The following is a 16,361-nucleotide window of genomic DNA, read 5'->3' on the forward strand; positions in this document are numbered from 1 at the left end:
TCAGCCTGCTTTCACGGCGCTGCGCACGATGACGTCACTACCGGTGGCACCGGGCACGGCGCCCTTGACCAGCAGCAGGTTGCGTTCGGCGTCTACGCGCACGACTTCGAGGCTCTGGACGGTGCAACGAACGCTGCCCATCTGACCAGCCATCTTCTTGCCCTTGAACACGCGACCCGGGGTCTGGCACATGCCGATGGAGCCCGGCGCACGGTGGGACAGGGAGTTACCGTGGCTGTTGTCCTGGGTACGGAAGTTCCAGCGCTTGACGGCGCCCTGGAAACCCTTGCCCTTGGAGGTGCCGGTCACGTCGATCTTCTGACCAGCTTCGAAGAGGGATACGGTGAATTCGCCGCCCACTTCCGGAGCCTCATCGCCTTCTTCAAGACGGAACTCCATCAGCGAACGACCGGCCTCGACACCCGCCTTGGCGAACTGACCCGCCTGGGACTTGGTGAGGTGCTTGGCCTTGCGGGAGCCGGTTGTCACCTGAACCGCGGCGTAGCCGTCGGACTCGACGGTCTTGACGCGAGTGATGCGGTTGGGCTCAACCTCGATCACGGTTACGGGCACGGATGCGCCATCTTCGGCAAAGACGCGGGTCATCCCGGCCTTCTTACCGACCAAACCGATAGTCATACTCAGTCTCCTATAGTGTACGGGGCTATCACCCGCTATGGCTGCCCTTTCCAGAGCATTCCACTAGCACGTTGTATGGCGCCTCACGGCGCGGCGGCTGCTGCTCATCCAAGCTCTTCGAAAGAGGCGACGAGCGCTGGGCCGCGAGTGTCTAGTGTGGAAATATCAGTCGAGCTTGATCTGCACGTCCACGCCAGCGGCGAGATCGAGCTTCATCAGGGCATCGACGGTCTTTTCCGTGGGCTCGACGATGTCGAGCACACGCTTGTGGGTACGAATCTCGTACTGGTCGCGCGCGTCCTTGTTGACGTGCGGCGAGACCAGCACGGTGTACCGCTCGCGATTGGTCGGCAGAGGGATCGGACCACGAACCTGAGCGCCGGTACGCTTGGCGGTCTCTACGATCTCCGCGGCGGACTGGTCGATCAGGCGATGGTCGAAGGCCTTCAACCGAATGCGAATCTTCTGGTTCTGCATTAGCCCTTAACTCCAATGGATCTCGACGGCGCGAGCCGTCTACCCACGCATTCAAAGGATGCGCATTATAGGTGCGCCGCGGAAGAGTGTCAAACACTCTCCGCGGTGCGCAGAAAGGGGGCCCCTGACGGAGCCCCCTTCGATCGCCATTCAGCCGAAGCTTACTGGACGATCTTGGCCACGACGCCGGCGCCGACGGTGCGGCCGCCTTCACGGATGGCGAAGCGCAGGCCTTCGTCCATGGCGATCGGGGCGATCAGGGTGACAACCATCTTGACGTTGTCGCCCGGCATGACCATCTCGACGCCTTCCGGCAGCTCACAGGTACCGGTGACATCAGTGGTACGGAAGTAGAACTGCGGACGGTAGCCCTTGAAGAAGGGAGTGTGACGACCACCCTCTTCCTTGGACAGCACGTACACCTCAGCCTCGAACACGGTGTGCGGGTTGATGGTGCCCGGCTTGGCCAGAACCTGACCACGCTCGACCTCGTCACGCTTGGTGCCGCGCAGCAGGGCGCCGACGTTCTCACCGGCACGACCTTCGTCGAGCAGCTTGCGGAACATCTCGACACCGGTAACGGTGGTCTTGGTGGTGTCACGGATACCGACGATCTCGATCTCTTCGCCGGCCTTGACGATGCCGCGCTCGATACGACCGGTCACCACGGTGCCGCGGCCGGAGATGGAGAAGACGTCCTCGATCGGCATCAGGAACGGCTGGTCGATAGCGCGCTCCGGCTCCGGAATGTACTCGTCCAGGGCCTTGATCAGGTTGGCAACGGCGGTGGTGCCCATGCCGTTCTCGTCCTCACCGTTCAGCGCCATCAGGGCAGAACCGGTGATGATCGGAGTGTCGTCGCCCGGGAAGTCGTACTCGTTCAGCAGCTCGCGAACTTCCATCTCGACCAGCTCGAGCAGCTCCTCGTCGTCGACCATGTCGGCCTTGTTCAGGAACACGACGATGTACGGAACGCCAACCTGACGGGACAGCAGGATGTGCTCGCGGGTCTGCGGCATGGGGCCGTCAGCGGCGGAACAGACCAGGATAGCGCCGTCCATCTGGGCAGCACCGGTGATCATGTTCTTGACGTAGTCGGCGTGACCGGGGCAGTCGACGTGAGCGTAGTGACGCTGCTCGGACTGGTACTCCACGTGAGAGGTGGCGATGGTGATACCGCGCTCACGCTCTTCCGGGGCGTTGTCGATGGTGTCGAACTCGCGCCAGTCACCACCGAAAACCTCGGCGGAGACGCGGGTCAGGGCCGCAGTCAGAGTGGTCTTGCCGTGGTCGACGTGACCGATGGTGCCGACGTTGACGTGCGGTTTGGAACGCTCAAATTTTTCCTTAGCCACTGCTATAACCTCTTTACGTTAGCTAACGGTTAACCGTTTTGGTTGATGACGGCTTCAACGACGCTGGACGGCGCCTCTTCGTAATCCGCAAACTCCATGACGTAGCTTGCGCGGCCCTGGGTCTGAGAACGCAGATCGGTCGCGTAACCGAACATCTCAGCCAACGGAACCCGAGCGCGGATGATCTTGCCCATGGAGGAGTCATCCATGCCCGAAACAAGGCCGCGACGGCGGTTCAGGTCGCCCATGACGTCACCCATGTAGTCCTCGGGGGTCACGACCTCGACCTTCATCACCGGCTCCAGCAGCACGGCCTTGGCCTTCTTGGCACCTTCTTTGATCGCCATGGAAGAGGCGACCTTGAACGCGGTCTCGTTGGAGTCCACGTCGTGGTAGGAACCATCGTACAGCGTAACCTTGACGTCGATCATCGGGTAGCCCGCGATGACACCGTTCTGCAGCTGCTCGTAGGCCCCTTTCTCGACGGCCGGCACGTATTCCTTGGGAACCACGCCGCCGACGATCTCGGAGGCGAATTTGAAGCTCATCTCTTCATCTTCGCCCTTGTCTTCCTTGGTGAGCGGCTCGATGCGCAGCCAGACGTGGCCGTACTGGCCGCGACCGCCGGACTGGCGCACGAACTTGCCTTCCTGCTCCACCGTGCCGCGAATGGTCTCGCGGTAGGCCACCTGCGGCTTGCCGATGTTGGCCTCGACCTTGAACTCGCGACGCATGCGGTCGACGATGATGTCCAGGTGCAGCTCGCCCATGCCGGAGATGATGGTCTGGCCGGTCTCTTCGTCGGTCTTGACGCGGAAGGAGGGATCCTCCTGGGCCAGCTTGCCCAGCGCCACGCCCATCTTCTCCTGGTCGGCCTTGGACTTGGGCTCCACGGCCACGGAGATGACGGGGTCCGGAAACTCCATGCGCTCCAGGATGATCTTGTCTTCCTGGTCGCAAAGGGTATCACCGGTGGTGACGTCCTTCATGCCGATACAGGCGGCGATATCGCCGGCGCGCACTTCCTTGATCTCCTCGCGGGAGTTGGCGTGCATCTGGACGATACGGCCGACGCGCTCCTTCTTCATCTTCACGGAGTTGAAGACGCTGTCGCCGGACTTCAGCACGCCGGAGTAGACGCGGATGAAGGTCAGGGTACCAACGAAGGGGTCGGTGGCGATCTTGAAGGCCAGGGCAGCGAAGGGAGCGTTGTCGTCCGCCTCGCGAGTGGCCACGGTGCCGTCCTTGTCGTCCAGCTCACCCTCGATGGCCTTGACCTCGGTGGGTGACGGCAGGTACTCGATGACCGCATCCAGCACCGCCTGCACGCCCTTGTTCTTGAACGCGGAGCCGCAGGTGACCAGGACGATCTCGTTGTCGAGGGTACGACGACGCAGGCCGGCCTTGATCTCTTCCTTGGTCAGCTCACCGCCTTCCAGGTACTTGTCCATCAGCTCCTCGGACGCCTCGGCGGCGGCCTCGACCATCTGCTCGCGGTACTCCGCAGCGGTCTCCTGGAGCTCGGCCGGAATATCGACGAGGTCATAGGTGGTGCCGAGGTCAGCCTCGTTCCACTTGATGGCCTTCATCTCGATCAGGTCGATGACGCCCTGGAACTCCTCCTCGGTGCCCCAGTTGATCTGGATCGGCACGGCGTTGGCGCCCAGGCGATCCTTGAGCTGATCGACGACCATGAAGAAGTCGGCACCGGTGCGGTCCATCTTGTTGACGAACACCATGCGCGGCACTTCGTACTTGTTGGCCTGACGCCACACGGTCTCGGTCTGCGGCTGAACGCCGGAAGAGCCGCACAGCACCACGACAGCACCGTCGAGAACCCGCAGGGAGCGCTCCACCTCGATGGTGAAGTCGACGTGCCCAGGGGTGTCGATGATGTTGATGCGGTGCTCATCGAACTGGTGGTTCATGCCCTTCCAGAAGGTGGTCACGGCAGCGGAGGTGATGGTGATACCCCGCTCCTGCTCCTGCTCCATCCAGTCGGTGGTGGAGGCGCCTTCGTGAGTCTCGCCCAGCTTGTGGTTGACACCGGTATAGAACAGCACGCGCTCGGTCGTGGTGGTCTTGCCGGCATCGACGTGTGCGACGATACCCAGGTTGCGGTAGCGGTTTAGTGGAGTCTTGCGAGCCACGGTGGAACTCCCCGTTGGTTGGCGGTGCGATGATTGGCGCTACGCTTATCAGAAGCGATAGTGCGAGAAAGCCTTGTTGGCTTCCGCCATGCGGTGCACGTCTTCACGCTTCTTGACCGCGGAGCCCTTGCCTTCGGCGGCATCGAGCATCTCGCCTGCGAGGCGCTGCACCATGGTCTTCTCGCCGCGACGACGAGCCGCATCCACCAGCCAACGCATGGCCAGCGCCTGACGGCGGGACGGGCGAACCTCGACCGGCACCTGATAGGTCGCACCGCCGACGCGGCGGGACTTCACCTCGACCATGGGCTGGATGGTTTCCAGCGCCTTGTCGAAGATCTCCAGCGGGTCTTCATTACTGCGCTCGGCAACCCTGTCCAGCGCACCGTAGACGATACGCTCAGCTGTGGACTTCTTCCCGCTGACCATCAGGTGGTTCATGAACTTAGCCAGACGCTCGCTTCCGAACTTGGGATCCGGGAGGATCTCGCGCTTGGCCGCAACTCTTCTTCTAGGCATGATAAGCCCTCTGTTGAAGGGTCCTTCAGGTAAACCCGAGACTCCCGCACGCTCGACTCGAACCCGCGACGCTCGACCTTACTCTTATCAGACCGATATCAATTCTGGATGAATGCGTGTACCGAGACCTATCAGGCCTTGGGACGCTTGGCGCCGTACTTGGAACGGCCCTGCTTACGGTTCTGCACGCCGGAGGTGTCCAGGGCGCCACGCACGGTGTGGTAGCGAACACCGGGAAGGTCCTTGACGCGGCCGCCGCGGATCAGGACCACGGAGTGCTCCTGCAGGTTGTGGCCTTCACCACCGATGTAGGACGAGACCTCGAAACCGTTGGTCAGGCGCACACGGCAGACCTTACGCAGGGCCGAGTTCGGCTTCTTCGGGGTGGTGGTGTAGACGCGGGTGCAGACGCCGCGCTTCTGCGGACAGGCCTGCAGCGCCGGCACGTCGCTCTTGCTGACGGGGCGCTTGCGCGGCTTGCGCACGAGCTGATTAATCGTTGCCATGGGTAGTAGCTGACTCCAATGGGTTGCCTTGGCCTTTTCCAGGGGTGCGGGCGTACCCGCCCCACTGTTAAAGGCTGCGCATTCTAATGGCTGACACCGGCTGCCGTCAAGAGCGGCGGCCCTCCCCCGCGGGGAAAGCCGCCGCGCCTAAGCGCTCGGGTCAGAGCTCCTCGTCGCCGGAATCCAGCGCGGTAAGCTGGGCGCCGAGCTCCTGCTCCACGTCGTAGGCCGACGGGGCCAGCAGGCGGTCGGTGTCCTCGCGCCGACGGCGACGCTCCGCGTGGTGGGTCAGGCCGGTACCGGCCGGGATCAGACGACCCACCACCACGTTCTCCTTCAGGCCGCGCAGGTAGTCGCGCTTGCCGGTGACCGCCGCCTCGGTCAGCACCCGCGTGGTCTCCTGGAAGGAGGCAGCGGAGATGAACGACTCGGTGGCCAGGCTGGCCTTGGTGATACCCAGCAGTACCCGCTGGTACTTGGCCGGGAATTTCTCTGCCTTCTCGAGGCGAGCATTCTGCTCCAGCACCCGCACCAGTTCGACCTGGTCGCCGGGGATGAAGTCGGAATCACCCGCGTCGGTGATCTCCACCTTGCGCAGCATCTGACGCACGATCACTTCGATGTGCTTGTCGTTGATGCCCACGCCCTGGAGGCGATAGACCTCCTGGATCTCGGCGGTGATGTACTTGGCCAGCTCCGCCACGCCCAGCAGCCGCAGGATATCGTGGGGGTTGCTGGGGCCGTCGGAGATCACCTCGCCCTTCTCGACGCTCTCGCCCTCGAAGACCGCGATCTGGCGCCACTTCGGGATCAGCGCCTCGTAGGGGTCGCCGCCGCCCTCGGGGGTGATGGTCAGGCGACGCTTGCCCTTGGTCTCCTTGCCGAAGCTGATCACGCCGCTGATCTCGGCGAGGATGGCCGGCTCCTTCGGCTTGCGCGCCTCGAAGAGGTCGGCCACGCGGGGCAGACCCCCGGTGATGTCTTTGTTGCCGGACGCCTCCACCGGGATGCGCGCCACGATCTCGCCGACGCCGATCCGCGAGCCGTTGTCCGCGGTGACGATCGCCTTGCCGGGCAGCAGGTACTGCACCGGGGTATCGGAACCGGTCACGGTAACCGGCTTGCCGGCCTCGTCGTTGAGCAGGATCATCGGGCGCTTGTCGCGGCCGGCCATGGGCCGTGCCGCCGCCTCGATCACTTCGATGGAGGAGAGGCCGGTCATCTCGTCCACGGTACGGTGGATGGTGAGACCCTCCTCCATCTCCGCATACTGCACGGTACCCTCGGCCTCGGCCACGATGGGGTGGGTGTGGGGGTCCCACTTGGCCACCGCCTGACCGGCCTCCACGGCATCCCCCTCCTTGACGGAGAGCTCGGCCCCGTAGGGCAGCTTGTAGTACTCGCGCTCGCGGCCGTGGTCGTCGGCAACGGCCAGGGCGCTGGAGCGAGAGACCACCACCAGCTTGCCGTCGCCACGCTCCACGAACTTGATGTTGTGCAGGCGCACCTTGCCGCCGTGCTTGACCTGGACGCTGTCCACTGCGGAGGCCCGGGAGGCCGCGCCGCCGATGTGGAAGGTCCGCATGGTCAGCTGGGTGCCCGGCTCGCCGATGGACTGGGCCGCGATGACGCCCACCGCCTCACCGATGTTGACCTGATGCCCGCGGGCCAGGTCGCGACCGTAGCAGGCGGAGCAGACGCCGTGGGCGGTCTGACAGCTGATGGCGCTGCGCACCACGATCTCGTCGACGCCCATGGTGTCGAGCTCGGCACACCACTTCTCGTCGAGCAGGGTGTTGCGCGGGATCAGCACCTCTTCGGTTGCCGGGTCGATGACGTCCTGAGCCACCACGCGGCCGAGCACACGCTGGGCCAGGGAGACGATGATGTCGCCGCCCTCGATGACCGGGTGCAGGGTCAGACCCTCCTCGGTGCCACAGTCGGTCTCGGTGATCACCATGTCCTGGGCCACGTCCACCAGGCGACGGGTCAGGTAACCGGAGTTGGCCGTCTTGAGTGCCGTATCCGCCAGACCCTTACGCGCGCCGTGGGTGGAGATGAAGTACTGGAGTACGTTCAGGCCCTCACGGAAGTTGGCGATGATCGGCGTCTCGATGATGGAGCCGTCCGGCTTGGCCATCAGGCCGCGCATGCCCGCCAGCTGACGAATCTGGGCGGCACTACCCCGGGCGCCGGAGTCGGCCATGATGAAGACGCTGTTGAAGGAGTCCTGCTCGACCTCGTTGCCCTCGCGGTCGACCACGGTCTCCTTGGAGATGCCGACCATCATCGCCTTGGCCACCTTGTCGTTGGCCTTGGACCAGATGTCGATCACCTTGTTGTACTTCTCGCCGGCGGTGACGAGGCCCGAGGAGAACTGGTCCTCGATCTCCTTCACCTCCTCCTCGGCGGCCTCGATGATCTCGGCCTTGGCGTCCGGGATGACGAAGTCGTTGACGCCGATGGAGGCGCCGGACCAGGTGGCCAGGCGGAAGCCGGTGTACATCAGCTGGTCGGCGAAGATGACGGTCGGCTTGAGGCCGGCGCGACGATAGACCTCGTTGAGCAGGCCGGAGATCGCCTTCTTCTTCATCGGCTGGTCGATCAACGCGAAGGGCACGCCCTCGGGCAGGATGCGGAACAGCAGCGCACGGCCCACGGTGGTGTCATAGAGGCGGCGGTGATGGCTGCGCTCGCCGCTCTCCTCATCGACATCCACCTCGTCCAGGCGCACCTTGACCCGGGCGTGCAGCGCCACGTTCTGGGTGCCGAAGGCGCGCTCCACCTCGTCGAGGTTGGCGAACACCATGCCCTCGCCCTTGGCGTTGATCTTCTCGCGGGTCATGTAATAAAGACCCAGCACCACGTCCTGGGAGGGCACGATGATCGGCTCCCCGTTAGCCGGCGACAGCACGTTGTTGGTGGCCATCATCAGCGCCCGGGCCTCGAGCTGGGCTTCCAGGGTCAGCGGCACGTGGACCGCCATCTGGTCACCGTCGAAGTCGGCGTTGTAGGCGGCACACACCAGCGGGTGCAGCTGGATCGCCTTGCCCTCGATCAGCAGCGGCTCGAAGGCCTGGATGCCGAGGCGGTGCAGGGTCGGGGCGCGGTTGAGCAGCACCGGGTGCTCGCGGATGACGTCGGCGAGGATGTCCCACACCTCGGGCAGCTCGCGCTCGACCATCTTCTTGGCGGCCTTGATCGTGGACGCATGGCCCAGCGACTGCAGCTTGGAGTAGATGAACGGCTTGAACAGCTCCAGGGCCATCTTCTTGGGCAGGCCGCACTGATGCAGGCGCAGGGTCGGGCCCACGGTGATGACCGAGCGGCCGGAGTAGTCGACGCGCTTGCCCAGCAGGTTCTGACGGAAGCGGCCCTGCTTGCCCTTGATCATGTCGGCCAGGGACTTCAGCGGGCGCTTGTTGGAGCCGGTGATGGCGCGGCCGCGACGGCCGTTATCCAGCAGGGCGTCCACCGCTTCCTGCAGCATGCGCTTCTCGTTGCGCACGATGATGTCAGGCGCATTGAGGTCGAGCAGCCGCTTGAGGCGGTTGTTGCGGTTGATCACACGACGGTAGAGGTCGTTGAGGTCGGAGGTCGCGAAGCGGCCGCCATCCAGGGGGACCAGCGGACGCAGGTCCGGCGGCAGCACCGGCAGCACCTCCATGACCATCCACGCCGGGGCGTTGCCGGAGTTGTAGAAGGCCTCGAGCAGCTTGAGCCGCTTGGAGAGCTTCTTGATCTTGGTCTCGGAGTTGGTCTGGGGGATCTCCTCGCGCAGGCGATCGATCTCCTCGCCGAGGTCGATATCCTTGAGCAGCGCCTGAACCGCCTCGGCGCCCATGCGGGCATCGAAGTCGTCACCGAACTCCTCGAGGGCCTCGAAGTACTGCTCGTCATTGAGCAGCTGGCCGCGCTCGAGGGTGGTCATGCCCGGATCGATGACCACGAAGCTCTCGAAGTAGAGCACGCGCTCGATGTCGCGCAGGGTCATGTCCAGGAACATGCCGATGCGGGACGGCAGCGACTTGAGGAACCAGATATGGGCGACGGGGCTTGCCAGCTCGATATGGCCCATGCGCTCGCGGCGCACGGCGGCCTTGGTGACCTCCACGCCGCACTTCTCGCAGATGATGCCGCGATGCTTCATCCGCTTGTACTTGCCGCACAGGCACTCGTAGTCCTTCACCGGGCCAAAGATCTTGGCGCAGAACAGGCCGTCACGCTCCGGCTTGAAGGTCCGGTAGTTGATGGTCTCCGGCTTCTTCACCTCGCCGTAGGACCAGGAGCGGATCATGTCCGGGGACGCCAGGGTAATCTTGATCGCGTCGAACTCTTCGGACTGAGACTGCGATTTGAGGACTTTCACCAAATCTTTCATGGGGTCGGCTCCGCTGCGGAGTTGTCATGGGCGGGGGCGACTTGCGCCCCCGCGGACCGTCATTCTGTGAAGCGTCGGCCGCCTCAGCTCTCGAGCTCGATGTCGATGCCCAGCGAGCGGATTTCCTTCACCAGCACGTTGAAGGATTCCGGCATGCCCGCCTGCATGGTGTGATCGCCATCCACGATGTTCTTGTACATCTTGGTGCGACCCTCCACGTCATCGGACTTGACGGTGAGCATCTCCTGGAGGGTGTAGGCGGCGCCATAGGCTTCCAGGGCCCACACCTCCATCTCACCGAAGCGCTGACCACCGAACTGCGCCTTGCCGCCCAGCGGCTGCTGGGTGACCAGGGAGTAGGAGCCGGTGGAACGGGCGTGCATCTTGTCGTCCACCAGGTGGTTGAGCTTGAGCATGTACATGTAGCCGACGGTCACCGGACGGTCGAAGGCGTCGCCGGTACGGCCGTCGTAGAGGGTCATCTGGCCCGAATCCGGCAGGTCGGCGAGTCGCAGCAGATGCTTGATCTCGCCCTCCTCGGCGCCGTCGAACACCGGCGTGGACATCGGCACGCCCGCCTTGAGGTTCTTCGCCAGGGCGATCACCTCCTCGTCGCTGAGGCTCTCGAGCTCCTCGACCCGGGTACCCGGGGTGGAGTTGTAGACCTGACCCAGGAAGTCGCGCAGCTGAGCCACCTGCTGCTCGCGGGCATCGCGCAGCATGGCGTCGATCTTGCGGCCCAGGCCCCAGGCGGCGAGGCCCAGGTGGGTCTCGAGGATCTGCCCGACGTTCATCCGCGACGGTACGCCCAGCGGGTTGAGGACCACGTCCACCGGCTCGCCGTTGTCGTCGAAGGGCATGTCTTCGATGGGCATGATCGCCGAGATGACACCCTTGTTACCGTGACGGCCGGCCATCTTGTCGCCGGGCTGCAGGCGACGCTTCACCGCCATGTAGACCTTGACGATCTTGAGCACGCCCGGCGCCAGATCGTCGCCCTGGGTCAGCTTGCGCTTCTTGTCCTCGAAGCGCTCGTCCATCTCGCGGCGGCGATTCTCCAGCTGCTCGTCGGCCTGGGCCAGCAGCTCGTTGAGGGCCTCATCCTGCAGGCGCAGCTTGAACCACTGCTGGCGCGGCAGCTCCTCGAGATAGCTCTCGGTGAGCACGTCGCCCTTCTTCAGCTTGGGACCGCCGTTGACGACCTCGCCGTTCAGGGTGCGCTTGAGACGCTCGAAGGTGGCATCCTCGGCGATACGGTAGGTCTCCTGGAGATCCTTGCGCACCTCGTCGAGCTGCATCTGCTCGATGGCCAGCGCACGGGAGTCCTTCTCCACGCCGTCGCGGGTGAAGACCTGGACGTCGATGACGGTACCGCGCATGCCGGTGGGGGCACGCAAGGAGGTGTCCTTAACGTCGCTGGCCTTCTCGCCGAAGATGGCGCGCAGCAGCTTCTCTTCCGGGGTCAGCTGGGTCTCGCCCTTGGGCGTGACCTTGCCGACCAGGATGTCACCCGGCCCCACTTCGGCACCGATGTAGACCACGCCCGCCTCATCCAGCTTGGAGAGCGCCGACTCGCCCACGTTGGGGATATCGGAGGTGATCTCCTCCGGCCCCAGCTTGGTGTCGCGGGAGACGCAGGTCAGCTCCTGGATGTGGATGGTGGTGAAACGATCCTCCTGGACCACCCGCTCGGAGAGCAGGATGGAGTCCTCGAAGTTGTAGCCGTTCCAGGGCATGAAGGCGATGCGCATGTTCTGGCCCAGGGCCAGGTCGCCCATGTCCACGGAGGGGCCATCGGCGAGGATGTCGCCGCGCGCCACCTGGTCACCGGGGCGCACGATGGGACGCTGGTTCTGGCAGGTGTTCTGGTTCGAGCGCACGTACTTGGTGAGGTTGTAGATATCGACGCCGGCCTCGCCGCCGATGATCTCGTCTTCGCTGACCCGCACCACGATGCGCTTGGCATCCACGGAGTCGATGACGCCGCCGCGGCGCGCCACGGCGCAGACGCCGGAGTCGCGGGCCACGAAGCGCTCCATGCCGGTGCCGACCAGCGGCTTGTCGGCGCGCAGGGTGGGCACCGCCTGGCGCTGCATGTTGGCCCCCATCAGGGCGCGGTTGGCGTCATCGTGCTCGAGGAAGGGAATCAGCGCCGCGGCCACGGAGACCACCTGACGCGGGGAGACGTCCATCAGCGTCACCTGCTCGGGACGCATGAAGGTGGTCTCGCCCTTGTGACGCACCTGCACCAGGTCGTCCGCCAGCTTGCCGGCCTCGTCCACGGTGGCGGAGGCCTGGGCGATGACGAAGTCACCCTCCTCGATGGCGGAGAGGTGCACCACCTCGTCGGTCACCTGGCTGTCTACCACCTTGCGGTACGGCGTCTCCAGGAAGCCGTAGCTGTTGGTGTGGCTGTAGGTGGCCAGGGAGTTGATCAGGCCGATGTTGGGACCTTCCGGGGTCTCGATCGGGCAGAGGCGGCCGTAGTGGGTGGCGTGAACGTCGCGCACCTCGAAGCCGGCCCGCTCGCGGGTCAGGCCACCCGGGCCAAGCGCGGAGACGCGGCGCTTGTGGGTGACCTCGGAGAGCGGGTTGTTCTGGTCCATGAACTGGGAGAGCTGGCTGGAACCGAAGAACTCCTTGACCGCCGCGGCGACGGGCTTGGCGTTGATCAGGTCCTGGGGCATCAGGCCCTCGCTCTCGGCCATGGAGAGACGCTCCTTGACCGCGCGCTCGACGCGCACCAGGCCCACGCGGAACTGGTTCTCGGCCATCTCGCCGACGCAGCGGATGCGGCGGTTGCCCAGGTGGTCGATGTCGTCCACCTCGCCGAAGCCGTTACGGATGTGGATCAGCTCCTTGAGCACGTCAAGGATGTCGCCCTTGTCAAGCACGCCGGAGCCGGTGTCGCTGTCGCGACGCAGGCGGCGGTTGAACTTCATGCGACCGACGCCGGAGAGGTCGTAGCGGTCCGCGGTGAAGAACAGGTTGTGGAACAGCGTCTCGGCAGCCTCCTTGGTGGGCGGCTCGCCGGGGCGCATCATGCGGTAGATCTCGACCAGCGCCTCGAGCTGGGAACCGGTGGTGTCCAGCTTGAGGGTGTCGGAGATGAAGGGGCCGCAGTCGAGATCGTTGGTGTAGAGGGTCTCGAGACGGGTCACGCCCGCCTGGCCCAGCTTCTCGAGCAGCTCCGGGGTGATCTCGGTGTTGCAGGGGCAGATCAGCTCGCCGGTATTGGGGTCGACCTGGTCATGGGCCAGGGTCTTGCCGAAGAGGTACTCCATCGGCACCTCGAGGCGCTCGAGGCCGGCCTTCTCCAGCTGGCGGATATGCTTCTGGGTAACGCGGCGCCCCTCCTCGACGATCACGGCGCCATCGGCGTCCTTGATGTCGAAGGTGGCGGTTTCACCGCGCAGGCGCGACGGCACCAGCTCCACGGAGAAGCCTGACTTCTCGACGTGGAAGACGCTGGTCTCGAAGAACTCACCCAGGATCTCCTCGGCGCTCATGCCCAGCGCGCGCAGCAGCACGCTCGCCGGCAGCTTGCGACGACGGTCGATACGCACGAAGACGCTGTCCTTCGGGTCGAACTCGAAGTCGAGCCAGGAGCCGCGGTAGGGAATCACGCGGGCCGAATAGAGCAGCTTGCCGGAGGAGTGGCTCTTGCCCTTGTCGTGGTCGAAGAAGACGCCGGGGGAGCGGTGCAGCTGGGAGACGATGACGCGCTCGGTGCCATTGACAACGAAGGTGCCGTTCTCGGTCATCAGGGGGATCTCCCCCATGTAGACTTCCTGCTCCTTGATGTCCTTGATCGCCTTGTTAGACGACTCCTTGTCGTAGATGATCAGGCGCACCTTCACACGCAGCGGCGCCGAGTAGGTCACACCGCGCAGCTGGCACTCCTTGACGTCGAAGGCCGGGGTGCCGAAACGGTAGCTGACGTACTCCAGGGCGGCGTTGCCGGAGAAGCTCTCGATCGGGAAGACGGACTTGAAGGCGGCGTGCAGGCCGACCTCCATCCGCTCTTCGGGCGAACGGTCCTGCTGGAGGAAGTCGTAGTAGGAATCAAGCTGGATCGCCAGCAGGTAGGGCACATCCATCACTTGGGGCAGTTTGCCGAAATCCTTGCGGATGCGTTTTTTCTCAGTGTATGAGTAAGCCATCTGTATTCCCCAGCTTGTTCACCATGGGTGACCGATGCGTGGTCGGCGCCACCCGACGGGAGCGGCTCCGTCAGGCGATGAAGGCAAGCGCCGTGGGGTCGCTCGCCTTCGGAATTCGGCTGGCGTTTCTGCGGCTCTGCGCAGAGGCCAGTGACAACAGAAAAAGGCCGGCAGCGGGTGTCCCGCCACCAGCCGTGGAAGCTTACGCAGCGCGTGAAGCCATGGAGCCCAAGTCTTACTTGAGTTCCACGCCTGCGCCGGCTTCTTCCAGCTTGGCCTTGGCCGCTTCTGCGTCTTCCTTGGACATGGCTTCCTTGATGGTCGCCGGCGCGCCGTCGACGGCACCCTTGGCTTCCTTCAGGCCCAGGCCAGTGATCTCGCGGACCACCTTGATGACGTTGACCTTCTTGTCACCGGCGCTGGTCAGCACCAGGTCGAACTCGGTCTGCTCTTCGGCAGCGGCTTCAGCGCCGGCAGCCGGGCCGGCCATCACGGCGGCGGCAGCAGAGACGCCGAACTTCTCTTCCATCGCTTCGATCAGCTCGACCACTTCCATGACGGACATGTCGGCGACGGCGTTGATGATGTCTTCTTTGGTCAGTGCCATTGTCACAATTCCTAACTTTGCGGGAGTCGCGGTAGCCCGTCGACTCGGGATTCAATGTTCGATTCAGGCGGCCAGCAGGAGTTCGCCGATCAGGCGGCTTCTTCTTCCTGCTTCTGGTCGCGCAGGGCGGCCAGGGTACGGACCAGCTTGCCGGCAGACGCTTCCTTCATGACGGACATCAGCTTGGCGATGGCCTCGTCGTAGGTCGGCAGGGTCGCCAGGCGGTCGATATCGGCAGCCGGGATCAGCTCGCCTTCGTAGGCCAGCGCCTTGACTTCGAAGTCCTTCTCTGTCTTGGCGAACTCCTTGAACAGACGGGCGGCAGCGCCCGGGTGCTCGGTGGAGAAGGCCAGCAGGGTCGGACCCACGAAGCTCTCGTTCAGACACTCCCACTGAGTGCCTTCGAGGGCGCGGCGTGCCAGGGTGTTGCGAACAACACGCAGCTGGACGCCATTCTCGCGGGCCTGCTTGCGCAGGTCGGTCATCTTGCTGACCGTGACGCCACGAGAATCGGCAACTACGACGGAGAGCGCATCCTTGGCCGCTTCACTGACCTCGGCAACAATCGCCTTCTTGCCTTCGAGTGCTAGTGGCACAGTGATCACTCCTTCGTGCCGGAACCTCGCAATGAGGATTCCGGTGGTTACCATCTCCTCCGCGCCTGCCCGGGGACAGGGCGGAGGTCCTGGGTGATGGTGCTCACCAGAAGCCTGGCGGCCACACCATCTGCGCAGGCCATCCCGGAGGGATGATTAAGCCGCCCTTCACGAGGAGGGGCGGCACCTGCGGTCTTTGACGGTGCCCCGCCGGCGAGTCATGACTCGACACGGGGACCGCAAAGTTCTTGCAATCGTTCGACCGCTGCCCGATCAGACCAGGGCAGAGTGGTCGAGGGTCAGACCCGGGCCCATGGTAGTGGACAGGGTGACCTTCTTGAAGTAGATGCCCTTGGAGGCGCTCGGCTTCAGGCGCTTCAGGTCGGCGATCAGCGCCTCCAGGTTGCCCTGGATGGCGGCAGCATCGAAGTCGACCTTGCCAAGGGTGGTGTGGATGATGCCGTTCTTGTCGGTACGGAAGCGCACCTGACCGGCCTTGGCGTTCTTGACCGCAGTGGCCACGTCCGGGGTCACGGTGCCGACCTTGGGGTTCGGCATCAGGCCGCGCGGGCCGAGAATCTGGCCCAGCTGGCCGACGACGCGCATGGCGTCCGGCGAGGCGATGACCACGTCGAAGTCGAGCTGGCCCTTCTTGACCTGCTCGGCCAGGTCTTCCATGCCGACGATATCGGCACCGGCTTCCTTGGCCGCATCGGCATTGGCACCCTGGGTAAAGACGGCAACGCGCACGTCTTTGCCGGTACCGTTGGGCATCACGGTTGCGCCGCGAACCACCTGGTCGGATTTACGCGGATCGACGCCCAGGTTGATGGCGACGTCCAGCGACTCCTTGAACTTGACGGTGGAGAGCTCGGCGAGCAGCGCCACGGCCTCTTCCAGGGAGTAGGCCTTGGTCGGATCGACCTTCTCACGAATCAGTTTTGCACGCTTGGTCAGCTTGGCCATGA

11 protein-coding genes are annotated in these 16,361 nt (G+C 64.3%); all 11 read right to left on the bottom strand.

Features of this window, described 5'->3' with window-relative positions; all coding sequences use genetic code 11:
* The 11 genes from rplC to rplA all read right to left on the bottom strand — a co-directional run bounded on the left by rplC (nt 1) and on the right by rplA (nt 16,359).
* Nucleotides 1-639, bottom strand: a complete 639-nt coding sequence (gene rplC / locus NHL60_RS17430) for a 50S ribosomal protein L3 (RefSeq protein WP_253446377.1) — start codon at nt 637-639, stop codon at nt 1-3.
* Between the two features lie 165 nt (nt 640-804).
* Nucleotides 805-1,116 (bottom strand): 30S ribosomal protein S10, encoded by a 312-nt coding sequence (gene rpsJ, locus NHL60_RS17435; RefSeq protein ID WP_045990862.1) that lies wholly within the window; start codon nt 1,114-1,116, stop codon nt 805-807.
* A 161-nt stretch (nt 1,117-1,277) separates the two neighbouring features.
* Nucleotides 1,278-2,471, bottom strand: coding sequence for an elongation factor Tu (gene tuf, locus NHL60_RS17440; protein WP_253446380.1), 1,194 nt, complete (start codon nt 2,469-2,471; stop codon nt 1,278-1,280).
* 29 nt (nt 2,472-2,500) lie between these two features.
* Entirely contained in the window at nt 2,501-4,621 is a 2,121-nt protein-coding gene (gene fusA, locus NHL60_RS17445) for an elongation factor G (RefSeq protein ID WP_253446384.1), read from the bottom strand.
* 48 nt (nt 4,622-4,669) lie between these two features.
* A complete protein-coding gene (gene rpsG / locus NHL60_RS17450) occupies nt 4,670-5,140 on the bottom strand; it encodes a 30S ribosomal protein S7 (RefSeq protein ID WP_253446388.1) in 471 nt (156 codons plus the stop codon).
* A gap of 131 nt (nt 5,141-5,271) precedes the next feature.
* Nucleotides 5,272-5,646: a 30S ribosomal protein S12 gene (gene rpsL / locus NHL60_RS17455; RefSeq protein WP_110070664.1), complete on the bottom strand. Its 375-nt coding sequence runs from the start codon at nt 5,644-5,646 to the stop codon at nt 5,272-5,274.
* Between the two features lie 160 nt (nt 5,647-5,806).
* Nucleotides 5,807-10,027: a DNA-directed RNA polymerase subunit beta' gene (gene rpoC, locus NHL60_RS17460; protein ID WP_253446390.1), complete on the bottom strand. Its 4,221-nt coding sequence runs from the start codon at nt 10,025-10,027 to the stop codon at nt 5,807-5,809.
* An 83-nt stretch (nt 10,028-10,110) separates the two neighbouring features.
* Nucleotides 10,111-14,190, bottom strand: a complete 4,080-nt coding sequence (gene rpoB, locus NHL60_RS17465; RefSeq protein WP_253446392.1) for a DNA-directed RNA polymerase subunit beta — start codon at nt 14,188-14,190, stop codon at nt 10,111-10,113.
* A 235-nt stretch (nt 14,191-14,425) separates the two neighbouring features.
* Nucleotides 14,426-14,797, bottom strand: a complete 372-nt coding sequence (rplL, locus tag NHL60_RS17470; protein WP_253446395.1) for a 50S ribosomal protein L7/L12 — start codon at nt 14,795-14,797, stop codon at nt 14,426-14,428.
* Between the two features lie 89 nt (nt 14,798-14,886).
* On the bottom strand, nt 14,887-15,393 hold the full coding sequence (gene rplJ, locus NHL60_RS17475) for a 50S ribosomal protein L10 (RefSeq protein ID WP_253446398.1): 507 nt from the start codon (nt 15,391-15,393) through the stop codon (nt 14,887-14,889).
* 273 nt (nt 15,394-15,666) lie between these two features.
* Nucleotides 15,667-16,359 carry a 50S ribosomal protein L1 gene (gene rplA, locus NHL60_RS17480; RefSeq protein ID WP_253446401.1) on the bottom strand — a complete coding sequence of 231 codons (693 nt, stop codon included), beginning with the start codon at nt 16,357-16,359 and terminating at the stop codon, nt 15,667-15,669.
* Between the last annotated feature and the right edge of the window lie 2 nt (nt 16,360-16,361).

It is taken from the genome of Halomonas sp. Y3 (assembly GCF_024137965.1).
Taxonomy (GTDB): domain Bacteria; phylum Pseudomonadota; class Gammaproteobacteria; order Pseudomonadales; family Halomonadaceae; genus Halomonas; species Halomonas mongoliensis.